We start from the raw sequence: 19,722 nt of genomic DNA, 5'->3' as shown, positions 1-19,722 counted from the left end.
TGCGCGGACTCAAGCGAGGCAACACTCAGGCCACGTGCACTGTTCCTGCGAACGCACCGATCACGCCTTCGCTGAACGCTGTGTATTTCGGAGGTGACTCGGCTTGTGGACGAACCCGCTTTGGGTTGCTAAAAGCGGCGAAACTCGGGGTGCCGCAGGGCACCGGGCCTCGCAGACGTGATCAGGAACGGACATGATCGACAGACGGCAGCGACGAAGCGAGATGTGGCGCACATAGCGCCGTCCATCGCGCTTTGCGGCGTTCGACAGAACGGGCGAAGCGCCGTTCCCGCTGTCGAACCGCTCGTATCGCCGATCGTTCCATGATGTCATCACAAGCCAGACCCGCCGCCGCGGCGGTATCCGTAGCCGCGACCACCGGCCCCCTGCCGGCGCTGGATCTTTCGAAGATCATCTATCGACCTGAGACTCCCGAGGATGCTCAGGTCGTGGAAACAATCGCTGACGATGCTTTCGGGCCGGGTCGCTACGCTCGGGCCGCCGAGCGCGTGAGGGAGCTTTTTTCGGTCGTTCCGAACCTATGTTTCGTCGCCTGCGACGGCGAATTCATCGCCGGTTCCGTTCGTGTGACGCAGCTTCCCTCCGCTCCAGAAAAGGCGCTGATGCTGGGACCGCTCGCGGTGCGACCGCACCTCAAAGGGAGAGGGATCGGCAAGGCGTTGATGCGGCACACGGCTGCTCGGGCAAAGATGGAGGGGTTCGCCGCGATATACCTTGTCGGCGACACGCCCTACTACGCACCCCTAGGCTACCGCGCTATCGAGCCGAAGCGGATCGTTCTTCCGCGGCCGGTCGATCCCGCTAGAACGCTGTTTCTTCAGCTTTAGACCCACGAATGGTTCGGGCGTAGCGCCAAGGCGCGTTTTGACTGAGAGTGAAAAGCTCGCGCGTCAGGCGCCGATCTTGACGATGGCGCGCGTCCTCATATCGACGATGACCGGCTGTCCATTGTAGTAGAAGTAGCCGAAATTCGATGCACCATCGATGGACTGCAGATTGACCGAAGAAGGAACTGATGCGCCGAGTGACGGCGGGTTCTGCAGCGACGCGTTCGCTACCGGATTGCTGGCGGCGAACTGAACGACGTTGACTTTTGCTTGCGCGCTCACGGTCACGAAGCCGAGGCTTGCGGCGAGAGCGGCAGCCCATGTGATACCGAACCGGGACATTGCAGGCTCCTGCGTGTATGTGCGCTCTTGGCGCATGCGGTCATGATAGATGATTTTGCGCCCTCATTGTGTAGATAAGTTGAGCGGCGGGCGGCACCAAACGGGTTGTTCGCGCACCGTTGCAAACAAGTCGCAATGGATCTCGCACAATTCGTTCGACCCGACGCGCAAAATCGTTGAAAGGGTCGCAGCCAATCTCCGCTGCACCTTTCGCCCATTGGGCGGCATGTCTAAAAGATGCACCAAACGCGCGAACCATCCCCCTCGCACCCGTAACCGCTGTCCGACCGAGCGAACATGTCAGCTGCGCCCGAGACCGCCCCGACGCCGATGATGGCGCAGTACATCGAGATAAAGGCCGCTAACCCGGATTGTCTGCTGTTCTACCGAATGGGCGACTTTTACGAGCTGTTCTTCGATGATGCGGAGGATGCTTCTCGCGCGCTTGGTATTACGCTGACGAAGCGCGGCAAGCATCTCGGCGACGACATCCCGATGTGCGGTGTTCCGATCCATGCAGCCGACGACTACCTTCAGAAGCTGATTTCGCTCGGCCATCGCGTCGCGATCTGCGAACAGCTGGAAGATCCGGCGGAGGCGAAGAAGCGCGGCTCGAAATCTGTGGTGAAGCGCGACGTCGTGCGGCTCGTCACTCCGGGGACGATCACGGAGGAAACGCTGCTCGAGCCGGGGCAGGGCAACCATCTGATGACTGTCGCCCGGCTCGGCGGCAAGGCTAAGGGCGCCGAGTATGCTCTTGCCTGGACCGATCTTTCGACCGGCGATTTCCGTCTTGGCGTGACGGACGAGGGCCGGCTGGAGGCCGACATTTCGGCCATCGAGCCGTCCGAACTCGTGGTCTCCGACGATCTATATGGTGATGAGCGCCTTGCCGGCCTTGTCCGCCGCTTCGGCAAGCGGGCGCGGCCCGAGCCGCGAGCTTATTTCGATGTCGCGACTGCGCCAGACCGGATCGCGAAGTTCTTCGGCGTCTCGACCCTTGACGGGTTTGGCGATTTTTCGCGGGCCGAGCTTTCGGCGGCGTCCGGGCTGATTGCTTATCTCGGCAAGACGCAATTGGATGCGCGCCCGGCGTTGAGACGCCCGCAGCGTCAGCTGGCCGGTGCGGCGATGGAGATCGATCCCGCGACGCGTGCATCACTCGAACTCACCCGATCGGCACAGGGCAAGCGACAAGGCAGTCTTCTCGGCGTCATCGACCGCACGAAAAGCGGTGTCGGCGGACGGCTTCTCGCCAGCCGTCTTTCGAGCCCGCTGACAGATGCTGACGGTATCGCCAAGCGCCAGGCTTCGATCGGCCATTTCATCGAAGATGTCAGCCTCCGCTCGGAAGCCCGTGCCCATCTCGCCCGTTTGCCGGATATGGAACGTGCCCTCTCGCGGCTCGCGCTCGATCGCGGTGGCCCGCGGGATCTTCTCGGCATCCGAGCTGGCCTTCGTGGTGCGGCGGCAATTGCGGACGCGCTTCAAGGCGAGTTGCCCCCCGAACTCGCCGACTGCCGTGCCGAACTCGCTGCCCTGCCAGCCGATCTCAGCACCGTGCTGGAGGAGCTTCTCGACGACGAGGCGCCGCTCCTGAAGCGCGACGGTGGCTTCGTGCGCGCTGGTGCACTGCCTGAACTCGACGAAGCCCGCACGCTGCGGGAAGACGCCCGGCGCTTCGTGGCAGAGCTCCAGGGCCGGCTTGCCGAAGAGACCCGCATTCGCAGCCTGAAGATCAAGCACAACAATGTGCTTGGCTTCTTCATCGAGGTGAACGAGGCGAACGGCAAGACGCTGATGGCGGGCGAAAACGCGGATCGGTTCATCCATCGGCAGACGCTGGCGTCGGCAATGCGCTTTACCACTGGCGAACTCGCCGAACTGCAGGAGCGCATCGTCAACGCGGGGGCGGACGCGCTCCGGATCGAACTCGAGACCTTTGACCGGCTGCGGGACGCGGTGGTGTCCGAAGCCGACCGGCTGCAGCGCGCCTCTGCCGCGCTCGGTGCGATCGACGTCGCCGCGAGCCTCGCCGATTTCGCAGTTTCTGAGGACTGGGTACGTCCGAAGGTGGACGACAGCCTCGCCTTCAAAGTGGAAGGCGGGCGTCATCCTGTGGTGGAAGCTGCTCTCGCCGCGGCACAGGGCTCGAGTTTCGTTGCCAACGACTGCGATCTCTCTCCACCAGGTGCCGCTTCCGAAGCTGGCGCCATCTGGCTTGTGACCGGCCCAAACATGGGCGGCAAGTCCACCTTCCTGCGCCAGAACGCGCTGATCGCGATCCTTGCCCAAATCGGCTCTTACGTTCCTGCAGGTGCGGCGCATATCGGCATTGTCGACCGGCTCTTTTCCCGCGTCGGCGCGTCGGACGAACTCGCGGAAGGCCGCTCGACTTTCATGGTCGAGATGGTCGAGACGGCCGCGATCCTGAACCAATCCGGCGAGCGGGCGCTTGTCATCCTCGACGAGATCGGCCGGGGGACCGCCACTTATGACGGCCTCTCGATCGCGTTCGCGGCGGTCGAGCACCTGCACGAGGTCAACCGTTGCCGGGCGCTCTTCGCCACCCACTTTCACGAGATGACCGCGCTGTCGGAGCGCCTTTCGCGGCTATCCAACGTCACCATGCGGGTCAAGGAGTGGAAGAGCGACGTCGTCTTCCTGCACGAGGTCGGGCCAGGCTCGGCGGACCGTTCCTACGGCATCCAGGTCGCAAAGCTCGCCGGTCTGCCGAAATCCGTCGTCTCACGGGCAAAAGCCGTGCTCGCCGAACTCGAACGCACCGATCAGGGCGAAAAGCGCGGCACGTTCCTCGACGATCTGCCGCTGTTCTCGGCTGCGGTGAAGCGCGCGGCGGACGAAGAGGCCGCTGCGGCGGTCGATCCGGTCGCCGATGCCCTCAAGGCGATCGACCCGGACGTCCTGTCACCGCGCGAGGCACTGGAAGCTCTATACCGGCTGAAGGCTATCGCGGCGAAAGAATGAAACCCTCGTGTTGCAGTCATCCCGACGCCGAAACAGCAAAGGCGCCGCGATGAGCGCCCGAGTGATCTCGAAACTTCGATACTGTGAACGGATTAGTAAGTTCAGCGTCAGTCGAAGACTAGCGTCCGAGCTGTGACTGACGGACGTCGCCGGAGCGTTTGAGGTTCATGCCGATGACCGGCACCAGCTGGTTGGCGACGCGTACCGAAACTGTGATCGCCATCTGGTCCTGGCTGGCGAGACGGGCGACCATCGCGCCTTTCAGCTGGGCGCGGTCTAGCCCGACCACCATCTTGTTGCCCTGCACTTCGCCGGAGACGATATCGAGGCCTTTGCCCTTTGCGCCATCCTGGAAGGCGCCGCGATAGCTGCGACCCGACTGAACCACTTCCGCCCGCATTGGCTGGGCGAAGAGGCCGACGCGGCAGGAGCCGTCGAGCACCATGCCAACGCGTTGGGTGTGCTCGAGGCCGTCGAATGTGCAGTTGAATTTCGTACCCTTGTACTTGCCGGCGACGATCTCACCCGGACCCGTCCACTTGCCGACGACCTGACGGAAGAACTGCTTGTCTCCACTCGCAGCAGCAGGACCGGTTGCAAGCGTTCCGAAGGCGATGAGGGTGGCGAGGCCGAGGGTCTTCAGGCGCGACATAGACTAACCTTCCGGGCTGCTTGGAACGCTTCAATACGATGCGCCAACTATCAGCTTGAATGGTTAACCGAGCCTTGCCGGAGCGACAATTCCAAAAGTGTTTCAGTGCTCTCTGTTTCGATTCGACTGTTGCCGGGAGGCAAAGCTGGTCAGTTCTCCAAGCACATCCCGAAGCTTCGGACGCTCGGTCGTCATGAAGGGAAACGGCCGGCAAAGGTCCATTGCCGCAAGGCCGATCCGGGCAGTCAAAAGGCCGTTGACGATGCCTTCTCCGAGCCGCGCCGAAAGCTTGGCGGCGATGCCATGGCCCAGCATCTGGCCAACGATATCGTCGCCTATCGCGATCGTTCCGGTGACCGCGAGATGGGTGACGACATTCCGTGTGAGACGGATCAGGCCGATCGTGCCGGGACGCGCACCGTATAGCTCCGACATGCGGCGGATCAGCTTTACGCTTTCGAAAAGGACATAGGCGATATCGACCAGCGCCTTCGGGCTGACGGCCGTGACGACCGATGTGCGCTTCGAGGTCGCGAGAACCAGCGCGATCGCCTGCGCATCGAGTGGCCCGAGAATATCCCGCTCGGCGATCCGAATGAGATCGGCGCCGTCGACGACCTCGTCTTTCAAATCAGCTAGCTTGGTACGCCCGGAGAGCGTTTCCGGTCGGGCCGCTACAATCGAGGACAACCGCGCAACCGCCTGCTCTGCAGCATCTCGCGAATTGGCGTGAAACGCGGCCTCAGATTCGCGGCGATCCTTCTCGACTGCCGACAGACGCATGAGGCCGAGGATTTCGCGAACGACGATGCCGAGGACTGCAAGAAGGAGGATCGCGGCCGCTGCCAATGCGGTCCAGCCGAGCCAGTCGTAGCGGGCGAAGAGATCGCTGACGAGAGAATCAATCCACAAACCAATAGAGAGGGAGATCAGTGCACCGAAAGCGAAGAGCGCGATCTTGCCGAAGGAGAAACTCCTGCGCGACCGTGTGGCGACCGGCGGCAAGGTCTCCCGCAGATCGTCATCGATGGCCTCGTCTGGCTCGTATTCCAGCGTCTCGATCCGGTTGATCGCACGGGGGATGCGGCCCGACCGTTCCTGTTCCTTCGTACGCATCTGCGGTTCGTCGCCGTCCCCCGGAGCGCGGAAGGCCTGCGGGCGGCGGCCCGGTGGATCGGTTCGGCTCATCGTAGGCGATCTCCGAGCAGGAATTCGAGAGCCCGGTCGAGCCGAATATGCGGCAGAGACAGCGTCAGGCCTTCTTCGGTGCGCTCGAGCTTGGGAGGCCGGAAGCGGACGAAGCGGATCGGGTCTGCTCGCTTGGCATGGCCGTCGGCATCCATGAAGAGCGGGGTCGGGTCCTTCGGCAGGTCGCCGGGGAAGACGGCGGTCTCCGTCTTGCCGTCGAAGGTCTCGCGGCCGATCGTCTCCCCCGCTTGGGGCACGCCGACGATGACGGGCAGGTCGTCACCATTGTCCTCGATTCGGGCCTCGCGGGTCGCACGGATAGCAGCCATTGCGATGACCTGCGTGTCGGCGCCTGAAAAGTCGGCGCGCTTTACCGCGCCTTCGACTAGCCGGCGCACGATCGCCTCCAGTCGCCTGTGGCTCTCGCGATGAAGATGGTCTGCCTTGGTCGCTGCGACAAGAATGCGGTCGATCCGGCGGCTGAGCAGCGAGCCGAGCCAGCTCGATCGGCCCGGCCGGAAGCATCGGAGGATATCGGAAAGCGCGATCTCGAGATCTCGAACCGCCTCGGGGCCGGCATTGATCGCCTGCAGCGCGTCGACCAGCAAGATCTGTCGATCGAGCCGGGCGAAGTGTTCGCGGAAGAACGGTTTTACCACGATCGATTTGTACGCCTCGTAACGCTTTTCGAGGATCGCGCCGAGAGAACCTTTGGGGAATGGCTCGCCTTTCGCTGCCGAAAGCGGTGCGAAGGTAAGGGCAGGTGAGCCTTCGAGATCGCCCGGCATCAGGAAACGGCCGGGGGGTAGTGTGGACAACGCCGTATTGTCGGCGCGGGCCGCCGTCAGATACGCCGAAAAGGCGCGGCTGAGGCGCTGGGCCGTGGGATCGTCCATTGGCGACTTCGGATCGACGGCGTCGATCATTTCGAGGAATGCGCCGGCAATGTCCCGGCGACCCGGCAGGCGCGCGCGCGCGATCGACTCGCGAGAAAAATCGGCGAAGCTCTTGTCGATCAGCGGCAAGTCGAGCAACCACTCACCGGGATAGTCGACGATATCAATCGAAAGCTTACCGCTCGAGAACATGCGCGACCAGCCGGACGCGGATTGAAACTCGACAGTGAGCCGCAGTTCGGAGATCGCACGCGTCGAGTTTGGCCAGTCCCGCTCATCGAGAAGGCGCCGAATGTGATCCTCGTACTGGAAGCGCGGCACAGCGTCGTCCGGCTGTTCTTCCAGATAGGCTCGCCCGATGCGGTTCTCCGCATGGACCGAGAATAGCGGCAACCGCCCGCCGTGCAGGAGATTGTGCACGAGCGCGGAGATGAAGACGGTTTTGCCGGCCCGAGATAGTCCCGTCACACCGAGCCTGACTGTCGGATGGAAGAAATCGGATGTTCTGTCGGCGAGGTTGTCGAACGCGATCCGTGCCTCGTCGGCGAATGATGCCATGAAGTGGGGGCCTGCTGGCTGGAGCCTTTGTTCGGGGCTGCATATAGGTGAAGCCCTCGCTGGCTGCGACGAGCCAGCGATCAGCACTTCGGCGTCAGGCCATCTCGCGCGGAAGAAGGATACGCTGCATGGTGCCGCCGCCGTTCTTCAGCGTCTCGAACCCGTCATCGCCTTCCGTCACCGCGAATTCGACAAAGCCGCAGGTGGGCAGCCCCTCGCGCAGCTTGAACCAGGCCTTGCTGTCTTCCGCGACGAGAGAGAGACAGAAGTCTTCGATCATCGGGTTATGGCCGATGATGAGAACGGTGCTTGCGTCCGGGTTGGCGCACATCGCCGACACGTAGGCCTCCGGCCCGAGGGCGTAGAGATCGTCCGACATTACGGTCTCGCCGATCGACTTAAATGCCGGTTCGATGATCTCGAGGGTTTCCTTCGCGCGGGTCGCCGACGAGCAGTGGGTGCGGTCTATGGAAAGGCCTTCAGCTTCGATCGCCTCCGCGAGCCGCTTTGCGTCCTGACGCCCCCGATCGTCGAGGGCACGCTGGTGATCCCGCTGACCAGGCAGAGCCCAAGAGGAATGGGCGTGTCTCAGAACGAACAATCGAAGCGGCACTGATACCATGAGACTGGAATAGGCCGAACCGTGCGCGACGGCAATCCGTCTTCGGGTCTTCGCGGCGAGACCCGTTCACCATGCTGGTGGGTGACGTTTTTCGGTGCCGCGAAAACGTCTTGGTTCCAAAGCAGCTTCTGCCGTCGATGAACCTCTCCGGAACATCCGGGTAAACTGCGGTTCGAGGAGAATGGAAATGACGAAACTCAACGGTGTCATGCAAAGCCGGCTCGGCTTGATGGCGGTGGCCTGCGTTCTAGCCCTGCCGGCCATCGGTGGCGTGCAGCCGGCGACGGCTCAGGCGAATATCACCGAGAATCCTGCGCGCGGCACGATTTCGGTTACCGGCTACGGCGAGGTGAGCGCCAGGCCCGACGAAGCCATTCTCGGTTTCACGGTGCTCCGCCAGGGCGAGAGCGCGAAGGCGGCGGTCGACGCGACGAGCGAAGCGATGCGGGAGGTCATCGGCGGAATGCGCGAACTCGGCGCCGAGGATCGCGATCTCCAGACGGCGACCATCCAGATCTTCCCGCAATATGGCGAAGCCGACGAGACGCAGCCGGGTCGCGGGCGGTCTAATGAGATCGTCGGTTACGAAGCGCGCAACACGCTTTCGGTGACGGTGCGCGAGATCGCGAATGTGGGCGCGTATCTCGATCGTGCGATCGAACTCGGCGTCAATCAGGGCGGGGACGTCAACTTCACGATCGCCGACGATGAGGAGCTCTTGTCAGAGGCGCGGCGAAGCGCCGTCGAGGATGCGCGTGAAAAGGCCGAGCTCTATGCCCAGGCTGCCAATGTCTCGATCGACCGGATCGTCTCGATCGCTGAGCCCTCGGCCTATCGCGGGCCCCAGCCAGAAATGATGCAGATGCGCATGGCAGCTGACAGCGGCGGGGGCGGGGTACCGATCGAAGCTGGCGAGATTATCCGCTCCGCATCGATCGAAATCGTCTTTTCCATTCGCAATTCGGATTAGAGGCCACGGATGTGACGGACCGGACAATTAGGCCGATTGCCGAACCGTACGATCACACGGTCGCCTCGCAAGCGACCGGCGACAGCGATACCGCGATGGCCCGCGCGGATTACTCGGGCGCGGTGAACGCCGATGCGGTTCGCCTTTCGGACGGCTCGATGGGGGCTGCAGCCGTAAGCCCGATGGCCGCGCGAATGGTGGGCACGATAGCCGCGCCCGTTTCGATAGTGCGATGGCACGTGCCCGCTTCCGATGGTGATACCGAAGCCGATGCCATTGGCGGCCGCGGGTGCGGCTGACGCGCCGATGGCGCCAAGGGAAACGGCTGCGGCGAGGCAAGCATTGCGGATGAAGCTGGCTAGCATGGGTGTCGTCCTCTGGTCCGCGTTTCAATGGTTCGAAGATCGCACGGATGATGTGAACCCTTTTGGAAACGCTCATTCATCGATCATTCAGCGTCCAGACCGGTTTGGTCGCCTTGCGCCTCCATTTGCCGGCTGTATGAAATCCGGTCCCAACCCGATCTTGGTGCGGGAACCGCCGCGCCACCTTCGACTTGGTTTCGCAGGGATATTTTGAGGTCGCGCAGCGGCGAAAGCGAAATTTGGGACGCGAGAGGATACGGGATCGAATAATGAGCAGTACGCAGACGAGCGCAGGCCGCCACGCCGCGTCACCCGCCGAGATGCCGGCCGCGGGTTGGAAAGACGTACTAATGCGCGTGAAGGATCGCTTCGACGAGCACAGTGTGACGCTCGTTGCGGCCGGGATAACCTTCTACATCCTGCTCGCGCTCTTTCCGGCAATCACTGCCCTGGTGGCGATCTACGGTCTTGTCGCCGATCCCCAGACGATCCAGGCGCAGCTGTCGAACCTCGAGGGCATCGTGCCTGCCGGTGCGCTCGGCATCATCCATTCACAGCTCGAACGGCTGACGAGCCAAACCGAATCCTCCCTATCGATCGCCTTCGCGGTTTCGATCCTCCTGTCGATCTATTCTTCGACCAAGGGCGTGAAGGCGCTCTTCAAGGCGATGAATATCGCCTACCAAGAGAAGGACGAGCGCGGTTTCATCAAGCAGAACCTCATCTCTATGGCCTTTGTAGTCGCAAGTATCGTTCTCGTGATCCTGGCCATCGTCACGCTCGTCGTGATTCCCTCGGTCCTGTCTCTTCTGCCGCTTCCGGCAGGCGTCACGATCCTCGTCTTAGTCGTACCACCTCTGGTTCTGGCGCTCCTGGCGATGGCCTGGATCGCCGGCCTCTTCCGCTTCGGTCCGCACCGGCGCTCACCGACCTTCAAATGGCTGACGCCGGGCGCGGTGCTGACGATCCTCGGCTGGGTGATCGCCTCGATCGCCTTCAGCTTCTATGCGTCCAACGTGAAGAACTTCGACGCCACCTACGGCTCGATGGCCTCAATCATCGTCTTCCTGATGTGGACGTGGATCATGATGATCATCCTCCTCGCGGGCGCCGAGCTCAACGCACAGCTCGAACACCAGACCGCCGAGGACACGACCGTCGGCGAGGAACGCGAGCCCGGAGACCGGAAGGCCGAACTCGCCGACCAGATCGCCGCGCTCCGCAACAGGGACTGATCGGCTTTCCCCTGGCGGAAACGAAGACGCCGCCCGGAGCTTGGCTTCGGGCGGCGTTCTCGTGTTCGGATCAGGGAACGAAGATCAGATTTTCCCGTCGAGGCCCTGCTGGTAGTATTTGTGGGTGATCTTGTCCTGGTTTTCGAGAAGCCAGTCGATGGAGGGCTCGTTCGACATCGCCTTGCGGATGGCATTCGTCATGCCCTTGCGGTGGATGTCGAAGAGAACCTTGTGGTCTAGGTCGTCGACGTCGACGATCGTTGGCGCCAGCCAGACCGAGCAGATGATGCCGAGATCGTTCACCCGGTCCTTCGGTAGGAGGCCCTCGCGAACGGCGTCGAGCACGCCGTTGGCGATGGCGAACTGCACCGTGCCCATCAGGATGTTGGTGTATTTCAGATTGTCGACGGTCACCTTCGAGGTGCAGAGCGTGACCGGACGCACCATGATGTCGGTGTTGAGTAGCGCAAACACGCGGCTGTGGCCGGCGACCTGGTCGCCGGTGAGTGTGGCGAGCGCCGTGCCGACCGGGCCGTCGAGTTCGCCGATGACGACCTCGGGCTCGGCCGCCGTCCCCGGAGGCCCTCCGGCGACGAGGGCTTCACCAGTGCGCATGATGATACGATCGGACATGGATACTCCGCTTTATGTCTGGGTGCCGAGGGGCGGGTACCAGATCGCACCGCCGCACGGCAATCGTGCGGCGGGTTTTTCTGCGGAAAGGCACCTGGCTCAGGCCGCGACCGGAAACGCTTTCCGCGAGCGGGCCACAGTCTCGATCTCACCGGAGACCATCTCCGCCGTGATCGCAGACAGCGTCCAGCCGAGATGCCCGTGACCGGTGTTGTAGAAGACGCCAGGTCGGCGGCCCGCGCCGACGCGGGGCATCATGTTTGGCATCATTGGGCGAAGGCCCGCCCACGGCGTGACCTCCTCGGTAGAGACGCCGGGGAAGCGCTTGCGGCACCAATCGACGAGCGGTCGGATGCGGGCCTCCTTGATGTCCTTGTTGAGGCCGGCGAATTCCGCCGTTCCGGCGAGCCGGAAGCGGTTCGCGCCGAGGCGGCTGGTGACGATCTTGGCGTGGTCGTCGAGGAGACTGACATAGGGGGCGCTCTCTCGGCTTTCCGCGTCGTTGAGGTGAACGGTGATCGAATAGCCCTTCACCGGGTAGACGTTCACGCGGTCGCCGAGCTGGGCTGCGAAGCGCCGGCTTGCGACACCCGAGCAGACGACGACACCGTCGAACGACCGGCGCCGGCTTTCGCCGTCGGGTCCTGTTGCGATCACGGAGACACCGCCTGCTGGCAACGCTTCCAGGCTTTCGACCGCATGCTCGTAGGCCATACGAGCGCCGCGCTTGGCACAGGCGTCCGAGAGGTTGCGGGTGTAAAGGTGGATGTCGCCTGTGAAATCGCTTTCGGTGTAGAAGCCGCCGACGAAATGGCCGTGGATCGTCGGCTCGATCGCGGCGACCTCTGAGGGCGAGACTGCACGCCGTTCCAGCCCGCCGCGCTTCAGGAGCTCGTTGACGCGCCTAGCTTCGTTAAATTCCGAGGGGTTCTCGTAGATGTGGAGGATGCCGCGGGTCTCGGCGTCGAACGAAAAGCCCTCGTCGGACGCCATATCCAGGAGATGATGCCGGGCCTCGATCGCGAGGCGTGTCGTCGCGATCGTGTTGTCCTTGTAGTTCCGGGCGGCGAGCATGAACTCGGCGAGCCAGGACAGTTTGTGCCAGCTCGGCGCTGGGTGGATGAGAAGCGGCGCATCCTTGCGCAGCATCCATTTCAGGCCCTTCAGGAAGGTCGACGGCTTGTTCCAGACCTCGGCATTCGAGGCCGAAAGCTGTCCGCCATTGGCGAAGGAGGTTTCCATGGCGGCGTATGGATGGCGGTCGTAGACCGTTACATCGAAGCCGCGGCGGATCAGTTTGTAGGCAGTGGTAATGCCGGTGATGCCGGCACCGATGACTGCGATTGTCTGCATAGCGAGATACAGGGCGCGGAGGTCGATCCCGCCCATCCCTACGCCCCGTCCGTTACGAGCCTGAGAGTTTCGCTGTGACCGCGCCCACCGCGGATCGACAGCTTTCTCCTTCGGCGGACCGTCAACGGCGAACGGTCGCTCTTCGGACGTTTTGCGCCACCACCGGTCCCTTAAGCCTGAGAGATTCCGGGGCGGTTGCTCCTTCGGCGCCGGCCTTGCGGCCGAACTCTCCCGGCGGTGACGATACCCATAAACCATAGGCCGATAGAGAGGTTCGATCAAGCGATTTTGGACGCGTCGTGGGAACGATGAGAGGGATGTTACCCGCTTCTGTCAGCAGGCTTTGCGGAATCTCTTTTCGCCCGATTGAGCCGTCGAAAACAGGATCTTGCGGCGCATGCGATCGTCAGAGATTGCGCCACATGACGAGAGCATCAACGAAGCCCTCGCGCGGATGGGCGAAGGCGCCGTTGAGTTTGCCGACGGTTGTGAAGCCGAGCGAATGCCAAAGCCCTATAGCGCCAGTATTCGTCGCGACCACGAAATTGAATTGCATCGCCTTGAAGCCGCAGTCTCGCGCTTCGTTAAGGGAATGCTCCGCCATTACGCGCGCGATGCCGCGACCGCGGGCCTCCGCGGCGACGGCGTACCCGCAATTGGCGACGTGCGAGCCACCCCCCGGCTGGTTTTGCTTCAGATAGTAGGTTCCGAGGATCGCGCCCTCGCTCTCGGCGACAAAGGTCCTACGGTCATCACCGCACCAGTAGGCGAGGGCCTCTGCCCGGCTCATGTCACGTTCGAGTGCGTAGGTCTCCCCGTCTCGGATAATCGGCGCGACGATGCGCCAGATCGCATCGGCGTCGCCCTCTCGAACGGAACGGATCCTGGGGGCCTCATGCGCGCCAGACATCGCAGTATCAGGCCTGTAGGACGGTCTTTTCGGCAACGGTAGAATCGGCGTTGAGCTTGTAGACGATCGGCACGCCCGTCGCGATCTCGTATTTCAGAATCTCTTCCGGTGTCATGCCTTCGATCGCCATGACAAGGGCGCGCAGGCTGTTTCCGTGGGCCGATACAATAACGGTGTTGCCTCGCAGGACCGAGGGCTGGATATCGTGCAGATAATAAGGCCAGACCCGCGCCCCGGTGTCCTTCAGGCTCTCGCCGTTCGGCGGTGGCACGTCGTAGGACCGGCGCCACTGGTGAACCTGCTCTTTGCCCCACTTCTCACGGGCGTCGTCCTTGTTGAGGCCGGCGAGATCGCCGTAGTCGCGTTCGTTGAGTGCGAGATTCTCGGTGACGTCCAGATCCGTCTGCCCGATCTCTTCCAGGATAAGTTTCATAGTCCGCTGGGCGCGGCTGAGCTTTGAGGTGAAGCCGAGATCGAAGGTATAGCCCGCCGCCTTCAGGCGCCGGCCGCCGGCCTTCGCTTCTTCCACGCCAAGCTCGGTCAGGTCCGGGTCCTTCCAGCCGGTGAAGAGGTTCTGTTTGTTCCATTCGCTCTGTCCGTGGCGGACGAGGACCAGGGTGCCCGACATAGTCTGAAATATCCTTCTTCGAAGATCGATGCGTTTCAGGAGGTCAGCTGGCGAGCCCGAGAACGTCGCGCATGGAATAAAGACCCGGCGCGCGGCCCTTCGTCCAGATGGCGGCTGCGACTGCGCCACGTGCGAAGATCTCGCGGTCTCCAGCCTGATGCGAGAGCTCGATGCGCTCGCCCTCGCCGGCGAAGATGACTGAATGCTCGCCGACCACCGATCCGCCGCGCAGGGTAGCGAAGCCGATCGTGCCCGTCTCACGAGGCCCGGTCTGACCGTCGCGAACGCGGACGCTGTTGCCCGCAAGTTCGATCTCGCGGCCTTTGGCGGCAGCCTCACCGAGGAGAAGGGCAGTGCCGGAAGGCGCGTCGACTTTGTGCTTATGGTGCATTTCGAGCACTTCGATGTCGAAGAGGTTTGCGGGGAGCGCGCGTGCCGCCTGCTCGACGAGACCGGCGAGAAGATTCACACCGAGGCTCATATTGCCGGACTTCACGATCGCCGTTTCAGTAGCGGATTTTGCGATCCGGTCCTCATGATCCGCCGTAAAGCCGGTGGTGCCGATCACATGAGCACAGCCCGCCTTCGCGGCCGCTTCCGAAAGCATGGCGGATGCCGTCGGTGCGGAGAAGTCGATTACCGCATCGGCGCGAGAGAGAGCACTCGCTATATCCGAGCCGATCGTGACACCCGCTCGCTTGAGGCCGGCGTGGCTTCCCGCATCCTCGCCGAGCGAGAGCGAACTCGCCGATTCCAGCGCTGAAACAAGGACGGCACCGTCCGCTTCGGATACGATCCTGATGATGGTGCGGCCCATCCGTCCGGCCGCTCCGAAGACCGCGATGCGCGTCTCGTCCATGCCTCAATCTCCAGGCCGTTTCCTCGTCAAACCCCATGCGTCAGGCGAGGGAAAGCACCTCGTCGCCGTGCCGCCGCGTCTGGAGCGCGTAGAATCTGGCATAGAGGCCTTTCGGCTTGTCGACAAGTTCGTCATGGGTGCCGCCTTCGACGATCTCGCCGCCGTCGACGACGAGGATCTGATCGGCATTGACGATGGTGGAGAGCCGGTGTGCGACGACAATCGTTGTTCGGTTCTTCATGGCGTTTTCCAGCGCCTCCTGTACGAGTGTTTCCGAGCGCGTGTCGAGCGCACTTGTCGCTTCATCGAGGAGCAGGATTGGCGCGTTGCGCACCAGTGCTCGCGCGATCGAAAGGCGCTGGCGCTGGCCGCCGGAAAGGGTCACGCCGTTCTCGCCGAGCGGCGTGTCGTAACCCAGCGGCTGGCGCAGGATGAATTCCTCGGCCTGGGCCTCGCGCGCGGCGCTCTCGATATCTGCATCGCTCGCATCCGGTCGACCAAGGCGGATATTGTCGCGGATCGTGCCGTCGAACAGATACGGCGCCTGCGGGACATAGGCGATCTGCCCACGCAGCGACTTCTTCGTGACCATTCGAATATCGGTTCCGTCCACGGTGATCTCGCCCGATCCGACGTCATAGAACCGCTGGATCAGGCTGATGATCGTCGATTTGCCCCCGCCTGAAGCCCCGATGAGCGCGGTGGTGCGAGCCGCCGGGGCGACGAAGCTGATGTCCTTCAGCACAGGCTCCCCGGTGTGATAACCGAAGGTGACATTCCTGAACGCGATCTCGCCGGCCTCGATCTTGAGCGGGCGCGCATGGGGGGCGTCGGCCTGCCGCGGCTCGATATCGAGGATCTCGTAGATCATCGAGGCATTCACCATCGCCCGTTCGAGTTGGACTTGCAGCCGGGCGAGGCGCCGGGCCGGATCGTAGGCGAGGAGGAGCGCGGTGATGAAGGCGAACATCGCACCCGGCGAATAACCGTAGACAATGGCGCGATAGCCAGAATAGGCGATCACGCCGGCGATCGCGAGACCTGCGACGATCTCTGTGACCGGGGTCGTGCGCTCCGTGATCGAAGCGATGCGATTGGAGCGCTGCTCGGCTGTCGTCACCAAGGTTTCAAGCCGCTGCTTGAGCGGCTCTTCCATGGTGAACGCCTTGAGCACTGTGATGCCCTGTGCGGCCTCTTGCATGGAGCCGAGAACGCGGGAATTGACCTCGATCACCTCGCGGGTTGCCACGCGCAACTTGCGGGCAAGGCTTGCGATCATGAAGGCGATCGGCGGCGCCGCGAGCAGGGCGATACCTGAGAGAAGCGGGTCCTGATAGAGCATAACGCCAACGAGGAAGATCAGGCTCAGCAGGTCGCGCGCAAGCGAGGTTATGGTGAGGTTCAAGGTCTCGCGGATGCCGGAGACGTTCTGGTTGATCCGAGCGGCAAGCTGCGCGGACCGGTTGTCGGTAAAGAAGTCGACCGACAGTTCCGTCAACTTTTCGAACAGCCGTCGCTGGTATCGTGCGACGATGTTGTTGCCGATCCGGGCGAGGATCACTCCTTGTCCATAGGTCGCAAGACCGCGCACAACGAACGTCAGGAAAACGACGATCGGCAATGTCACGATCGCCGCCCGGTTTCCGAGGACGAAGATCTGGTCGATCACATCGCGCATCACCCAGGCCAGAAAGGCGGTCGTCGCCGCGACCAACACGAGACAGGCGATGGCGATCGAATACTGCCGCACGAAGAGATGGCCGTTCTCAGCGAACATGCGCTTGAGCAGTCGCAGCATCACGCCACGATCCTCGGCCTCCTTCAGGCGGAGCTTGGGCCGCCTGAGGCGCAGATTTTGCGTTTTGGTATCGGTCATGTCGGGGCAGCTATAGCGGTCGATCCGCTTCGTGCCCATGGCAAAACCAGCTGTCGACCGGCGAATGTGCACCGGTGTCGCTTCTCGTCCTCACCGCAATATTCCTGCATCGCGTCACAGTGCCATTCGGACTCACGCAGCGCAAAACGCCGACATTCGAATCGGAGCCGGCTGATGGGCATCGACAGTGCTTTGATCGCCGGTTTTGAGCGGCCATTCATTGCGTCGATTGGCCGGTCTAACGGATCGGTAACCCCACTTCTTTAAAGCTTTCGGACACGGCCGCGCGACTGGCGAGGTGACGACGAACAGGCAAGCGTGCGCGTGAAGGAGGGGCAATGTCGATAGCGGTGCGGCTCCTTCTGGGTGGCCTGACATTCGCGATCCTGATCTGTGCCTTCGCACTCTTTTCCCTTCACACGCAGTCCTCGGCGCTGGGAATTGCAGTCAAGTTGCACGACAACGCCGTCGTTTCGCTGGACCGTCTCCACAGGGCGCAGAGCAGAGTTGAGGCGCTCAATGCGCGGCTGAGCGGCCTCTTCGATTCGCGGAGCAAGGATCCGGCCATGACGGAGGTCGAGAAGCTCGAATTCCGCAATGCGATCGAAAGGATCAAGACTGAACTGAGCGCCGCGCTTGCAGCGCCGCTCTCCAAGGAGACTATCCGGGCGATTACTGAGATACGCTACCCACTCAGCGTTCTGTCGGCCAGCGGGGGCGAAATATCGCAGCGGGCGGCTCGCTCGGAACTTGGAAACATCTCCCACGCCATCGGCACGGCGCTTCAGAGCGAGCGCAGTGACCTCGCGGCGTATCGCAACCAGGCCGACCGCAAAGTGGAAACCGGTTTCTGGCTTACCCTGATCGCGCTCCTGACGATCCTCCTGGCGCTCGTCGGCTATGTCGTCTTCACCTCACGTTCGATCGGCACGGCCATCAGACGTGCGTCGAACGTTGCCACGCGGATCGCGACCGGTTCGTGGAGCGAGCCCGTCAGCCTCAACGGTCCGAGCGAAGTGAAGGATGTGCTTCGCGGACTTTCGGACATTCAGTATCGCTGCGAGTCGATGACGGAGGCAATGTCGAGCAAGACCGACAATCTCGCCAGCGAGCTCGAGGCCAAACAGGACCAGATGGCCGCTGCGCTCAACAACATGACGCAGGCGCTCTGCATGCTGGACGGCAAGAAGAAGCTTCTCGTTTGGAATGAGGTCTTCACCTACTATTTCGGCGAACATACGGTCGGAACGCCTTCGCATCGATTTCTGAAGGATCCGCGCCTGTCGCAGCCGCTTCCGCGCAACGAGACCTCCGTGTTGATGACGGAAACGGAGCGGGGCGAAATCATGGAAGTGAAGCGCCGCGGACTAGCAGGTCGCGGCCTTCTCATCACCTTTGAGGACGTCACTGACCGCCAGCGCATCGCCGAGCAGCTGGAGCATCTGGCAGCTCACGACGCTCTGACCGATTTGCCGAACCGCCGCCGCTTCGGTGAGGAGATCGAAGCCGTGCTTGGCAAACGGCGCGAGAATTGCGCACTGCTCGTCCTGGATTTACGGAATTTCAAAGCGATCAACGACACCTATGGTCATCCGATCGGCGACGCAGTCCTGTCGCTGGTCGGAGACCGGCTTGTCGCCGCCTGCGGTCCGCGCGCGATCGTTGCCCGTCTTGGCGGCGACGAGTTCGGCATACTCGTAACCGCGACGAAGGACGCCGAATGGCTCGAGACCTTCGCCGAAAGCATCGTTTCAGCCTTCGATGAACCCTTTGAAGTGGAGGGTCGCCGGATCCCCACGGGGTTGAGCATCGGCTGCGCTGCTATCACAAAGACGGAGCGTGAAGCCGGCGCCAGCGCCGATCTCCTACTCCAAAACTGCGATCTCGCTCTTAACGCAGCGAAATCAGCCGGCCGACCCGGCTACCGGGTCTTCGATCAGGAGATGCGCGACCGTCAACATGACAGGCGGGAGATGGAAGACGACCTCCGAATGGCCCTCCGAAATGAGGAGTTCGAAGTCTTCTACCAGCCTTTCGTCGACAGCGGACGAAAAGCCGTCAGCGGGTTCGAGGCTCTGCTCAGATGGCGCCATCCGGAAAAAGGGCTGATCTCACCGGGAGTCTTCATCCCCCTCGCCGAAGAGACCGGACTGATCGAGGAAATCGGCGTATGGTGCATGCAAACGGCGTTCCGCGAAGCTGCGAGCTGGAATACCGACATGACCATTTCCGTCAACTTCTCGCCAGTTCAATTCAAGAGCGCGAAGCTGGTCGAGGACGTCGACGCTGCGCTTAGAGCGAGCGGGCTCGACCCACGTCGCGTACAGATTGAAGTGACAGAGTCTCTGTTCATCGACGAGAGTGAGAACATTCTTTCCACCCTCAAGACGTTCCGCGATCGCGGTTTAACGATCTCGATGGACGATTTCGGTACAGGCTATTCTTCGCTCGGTTATCTATCACGCTTCCCGTTCGACAAGATAAAGATCGATCAGTCCTTCGTTCGCGACCTCTCTCGACCTGAAAACATCGCCATAGTCCGGTCGGTGATCGGGCTTTCGCGCGCGCTCGACATGAAGGTGCTAGCGGAGGGCATCGAGTCACGCGAGCAGATGGAAATCCTCTATGCGGAGGGATGTCGCGAGATGCAGGGCTTCTTCTTCTCGCGTCCGGTTCCGGCAAGTGAGATGCCGCTGGTAATCACTGAGATCACGCAGCGCTGGAACACGGACCTCGCAGCAGCCACGGGGGCAAAGGTCGCCGCCTGATCTCGGTCACGGTTTCGCGATTTCGTACCCG

Annotated in this window: 17 protein-coding genes and 1 riboswitch; of the genes, 6 read left to right on the top strand and 11 right to left on the bottom strand. The window is 62.4% G+C overall.

The window, feature by feature from the left end:
• The first annotated feature begins 323 nt into the window (after positions 1–323).
• Positions 324–848 carry a GNAT family N-acetyltransferase gene (locus FP2506_RS07960; RefSeq protein WP_007066925.1) on the top strand — a complete coding sequence of 175 codons (525 nt, stop codon included), beginning with the start codon at positions 324–326 and terminating at the stop codon, positions 846–848.
• Between the two features lie 63 nt (positions 849–911).
• Here the strand turns inward: FP2506_RS07960 and FP2506_RS07955 are convergent, their stop codons facing one another.
• Positions 912–1,190 carry a DUF1236 domain-containing protein gene (locus FP2506_RS07955; protein ID WP_007066924.1) on the bottom strand — a complete coding sequence of 93 codons (279 nt, stop codon included), beginning with the start codon at positions 1,188–1,190 and terminating at the stop codon, positions 912–914.
• Positions 1,191–1,487: 297 nt separating this feature from the next.
• On the opposite strand from FP2506_RS07955, the gene mutS reads away from it, so the two are divergent.
• Positions 1,488–4,178: a DNA mismatch repair protein MutS gene (gene mutS, locus FP2506_RS07950; protein WP_007066923.1), complete on the top strand. Its 2,691-nt coding sequence runs from the start codon at positions 1,488–1,490 to the stop codon at positions 4,176–4,178.
• Positions 4,179–4,296: 118 nt separating this feature from the next.
• On the opposite strand, the gene FP2506_RS07945 is transcribed toward mutS, so the two are convergent.
• The 4 genes from FP2506_RS07945 to FP2506_RS07930 form a co-directional block, all read right to left on the bottom strand.
• Positions 4,297–4,830 (bottom strand): hypothetical protein, encoded by a 534-nt coding sequence (locus FP2506_RS07945; RefSeq protein ID WP_007066922.1) that lies wholly within the window; start codon positions 4,828–4,830, stop codon positions 4,297–4,299.
• Positions 4,831–4,932: 102 nt separating this feature from the next.
• On the bottom strand, positions 4,933–6,018 hold the full coding sequence (locus FP2506_RS07940; protein ID WP_007066921.1) for a YcjF family protein: 1,086 nt from the start codon (positions 6,016–6,018) through the stop codon (positions 4,933–4,935).
• Positions 6,015–7,472, bottom strand: a complete 1,458-nt coding sequence (locus tag FP2506_RS07935) for a YcjX family GTP-binding protein (RefSeq protein ID WP_007066920.1) — start codon at positions 7,470–7,472, stop codon at positions 6,015–6,017. Before FP2506_RS07935 ends, FP2506_RS07940 begins: the two co-directional genes overlap by 4 nt.
• 94 nt (positions 7,473–7,566) lie before the next feature.
• Entirely contained in the window at positions 7,567–8,073 is a 507-nt protein-coding gene (locus FP2506_RS07930; protein WP_007066919.1) for a SixA phosphatase family protein, read from the bottom strand.
• 208 nt (positions 8,074–8,281) lie between these two features.
• Between FP2506_RS07930 and FP2506_RS07925 the strand changes: the two genes are divergently transcribed.
• The 3 genes from FP2506_RS07925 (at position 8,282) to FP2506_RS07915 (ending at position 10,664) form a co-directional block, all read left to right on the top strand.
• Positions 8,282–9,064: an SIMPL domain-containing protein gene (locus FP2506_RS07925; protein ID WP_187289031.1), complete on the top strand. Its 783-nt coding sequence runs from the start codon at positions 8,282–8,284 to the stop codon at positions 9,062–9,064.
• An 11-nt stretch (positions 9,065–9,075) separates the two neighbouring features.
• Complete coding sequence (locus FP2506_RS18695) at positions 9,076–9,363, top strand: hypothetical protein (RefSeq protein WP_148227506.1); 288 nt, start codon at positions 9,076–9,078, stop codon at positions 9,361–9,363.
• A gap of 335 nt (positions 9,364–9,698) precedes the next feature.
• Entirely contained in the window at positions 9,699–10,664 is a 966-nt protein-coding gene (locus FP2506_RS07915) for a YihY/virulence factor BrkB family protein (RefSeq protein WP_007066916.1), read from the top strand.
• An 84-nt stretch (positions 10,665–10,748) separates the two neighbouring features.
• On the opposite strand, the gene FP2506_RS07910 is transcribed toward FP2506_RS07915, so the two are convergent.
• The 6 genes from FP2506_RS07910 to FP2506_RS07885 form a co-directional block, all read right to left on the bottom strand.
• The gene (locus tag FP2506_RS07910; RefSeq protein ID WP_007066915.1) at positions 10,749–11,297 is read right to left on the bottom strand and encodes a formaldehyde-activating enzyme; all 549 of its coding nucleotides are present in this window, start codon (positions 11,295–11,297) and stop codon (positions 10,749–10,751) included.
• Positions 11,298–11,396: 99 nt separating this feature from the next.
• Positions 11,397–12,650, bottom strand: a complete 1,254-nt coding sequence (locus FP2506_RS07905) for a D-amino acid dehydrogenase (RefSeq protein WP_040489560.1) — start codon at positions 12,648–12,650, stop codon at positions 11,397–11,399.
• Between the two features lie 153 nt (positions 12,651–12,803).
• Positions 12,804–12,894: riboswitch (glycine riboswitch) on the bottom strand.
• 162 nt (positions 12,895–13,056) lie between these two features.
• Positions 13,057–13,560: a GNAT family N-acetyltransferase gene (locus tag FP2506_RS07900; protein WP_007066913.1), complete on the bottom strand. Its 504-nt coding sequence runs from the start codon at positions 13,558–13,560 to the stop codon at positions 13,057–13,059.
• Positions 13,561–13,567: 7 nt separating this feature from the next.
• Positions 13,568–14,188: a 2,3-bisphosphoglycerate-dependent phosphoglycerate mutase gene (locus FP2506_RS07895; protein WP_007066912.1), complete on the bottom strand. Its 621-nt coding sequence runs from the start codon at positions 14,186–14,188 to the stop codon at positions 13,568–13,570.
• A 43-nt stretch (positions 14,189–14,231) separates the two neighbouring features.
• Positions 14,232–15,047 carry a 4-hydroxy-tetrahydrodipicolinate reductase gene (gene dapB / locus FP2506_RS07890; protein WP_007066911.1) on the bottom strand — a complete coding sequence of 272 codons (816 nt, stop codon included), beginning with the start codon at positions 15,045–15,047 and terminating at the stop codon, positions 14,232–14,234.
• 40 nt (positions 15,048–15,087) lie between these two features.
• Positions 15,088–16,923, bottom strand: a complete 1,836-nt coding sequence (locus FP2506_RS07885; protein WP_050765135.1) for an ABC transporter ATP-binding protein — start codon at positions 16,921–16,923, stop codon at positions 15,088–15,090.
• Positions 16,924–17,261: 338 nt separating this feature from the next.
• Between FP2506_RS07885 and FP2506_RS07880 the strand changes: the two genes are divergently transcribed.
• A complete protein-coding gene (locus tag FP2506_RS07880; protein WP_007066909.1) occupies positions 17,262–19,691 on the top strand; it encodes an EAL domain-containing protein in 2,430 nt (809 codons plus the stop codon).
• The last annotated feature ends 31 nt before the right edge of the window (positions 19,692–19,722 follow it).

Origin of the sequence: Fulvimarina pelagi HTCC2506 (assembly GCF_000153705.1) — a bacterium.
Taxonomy (GTDB): Bacteria; Pseudomonadota; Alphaproteobacteria; order Rhizobiales; family Rhizobiaceae; genus Fulvimarina; species Fulvimarina pelagi.
This window is presented reverse-complemented; position numbering and strand designations above follow the sequence as displayed.

What these genes read in the sequence shown, in the direction of transcription:
- mutS (WP_007066923.1), top strand. Translation starts at nt 1,488, where the DNA reads ATGTCAGCTGCGCCCGAGACCGCCCCGACGCCGATGATGGCGCAGTAC.
- dapB (WP_007066911.1), bottom strand. Translation starts at nt 15,047, where the DNA reads ATGGACGAGACGCGCATCGCGGTCTTCGGAGCGGCCGGACGGATGGGC.
- FP2506_RS07925 (WP_187289031.1), top strand. Translation starts at nt 8,282, where the DNA reads ATGACGAAACTCAACGGTGTCATGCAAAGCCGGCTCGGCTTGATGGCG.
- FP2506_RS07955 (WP_007066924.1), bottom strand. Translation starts at nt 1,190, where the DNA reads ATGTCCCGGTTCGGTATCACATGGGCTGCCGCTCTCGCCGCAAGCCTC.
- FP2506_RS07905 (WP_040489560.1), bottom strand. Translation starts at nt 12,650, where the DNA reads ATGCAGACAATCGCAGTCATCGGTGCCGGCATCACCGGCATTACCACT.
- FP2506_RS07910 (WP_007066915.1), bottom strand. Translation starts at nt 11,297, where the DNA reads ATGTCCGATCGTATCATCATGCGCACTGGTGAAGCCCTCGTCGCCGGA.
- FP2506_RS07945 (WP_007066922.1), bottom strand. Translation starts at nt 4,830, where the DNA reads ATGTCGCGCCTGAAGACCCTCGGCCTCGCCACCCTCATCGCCTTCGGA.
- FP2506_RS07900 (WP_007066913.1), bottom strand. Translation starts at nt 13,560, where the DNA reads ATGTCTGGCGCGCATGAGGCCCCCAGGATCCGTTCCGTTCGAGAGGGC.
- FP2506_RS07935 (WP_007066920.1), bottom strand. Translation starts at nt 7,472, where the DNA reads ATGGCATCATTCGCCGACGAGGCACGGATCGCGTTCGACAACCTCGCC.
- FP2506_RS07960 (WP_007066925.1), top strand. Translation starts at nt 324, where the DNA reads ATGATGTCATCACAAGCCAGACCCGCCGCCGCGGCGGTATCCGTAGCC.
- FP2506_RS07885 (WP_050765135.1), bottom strand. Translation starts at nt 16,923, where the DNA reads ATGACCGATACCAAAACGCAAAATCTGCGCCTCAGGCGGCCCAAGCTC.
- FP2506_RS07895 (WP_007066912.1), bottom strand. Translation starts at nt 14,188, where the DNA reads ATGTCGGGCACCCTGGTCCTCGTCCGCCACGGACAGAGCGAATGGAAC.
- FP2506_RS07880 (WP_007066909.1), top strand. Translation starts at nt 17,262, where the DNA reads ATGTCGATAGCGGTGCGGCTCCTTCTGGGTGGCCTGACATTCGCGATC.
- FP2506_RS07940 (WP_007066921.1), bottom strand. Translation starts at nt 6,018, where the DNA reads ATGAGCCGAACCGATCCACCGGGCCGCCGCCCGCAGGCCTTCCGCGCT.
- FP2506_RS07915 (WP_007066916.1), top strand. Translation starts at nt 9,699, where the DNA reads ATGAGCAGTACGCAGACGAGCGCAGGCCGCCACGCCGCGTCACCCGCC.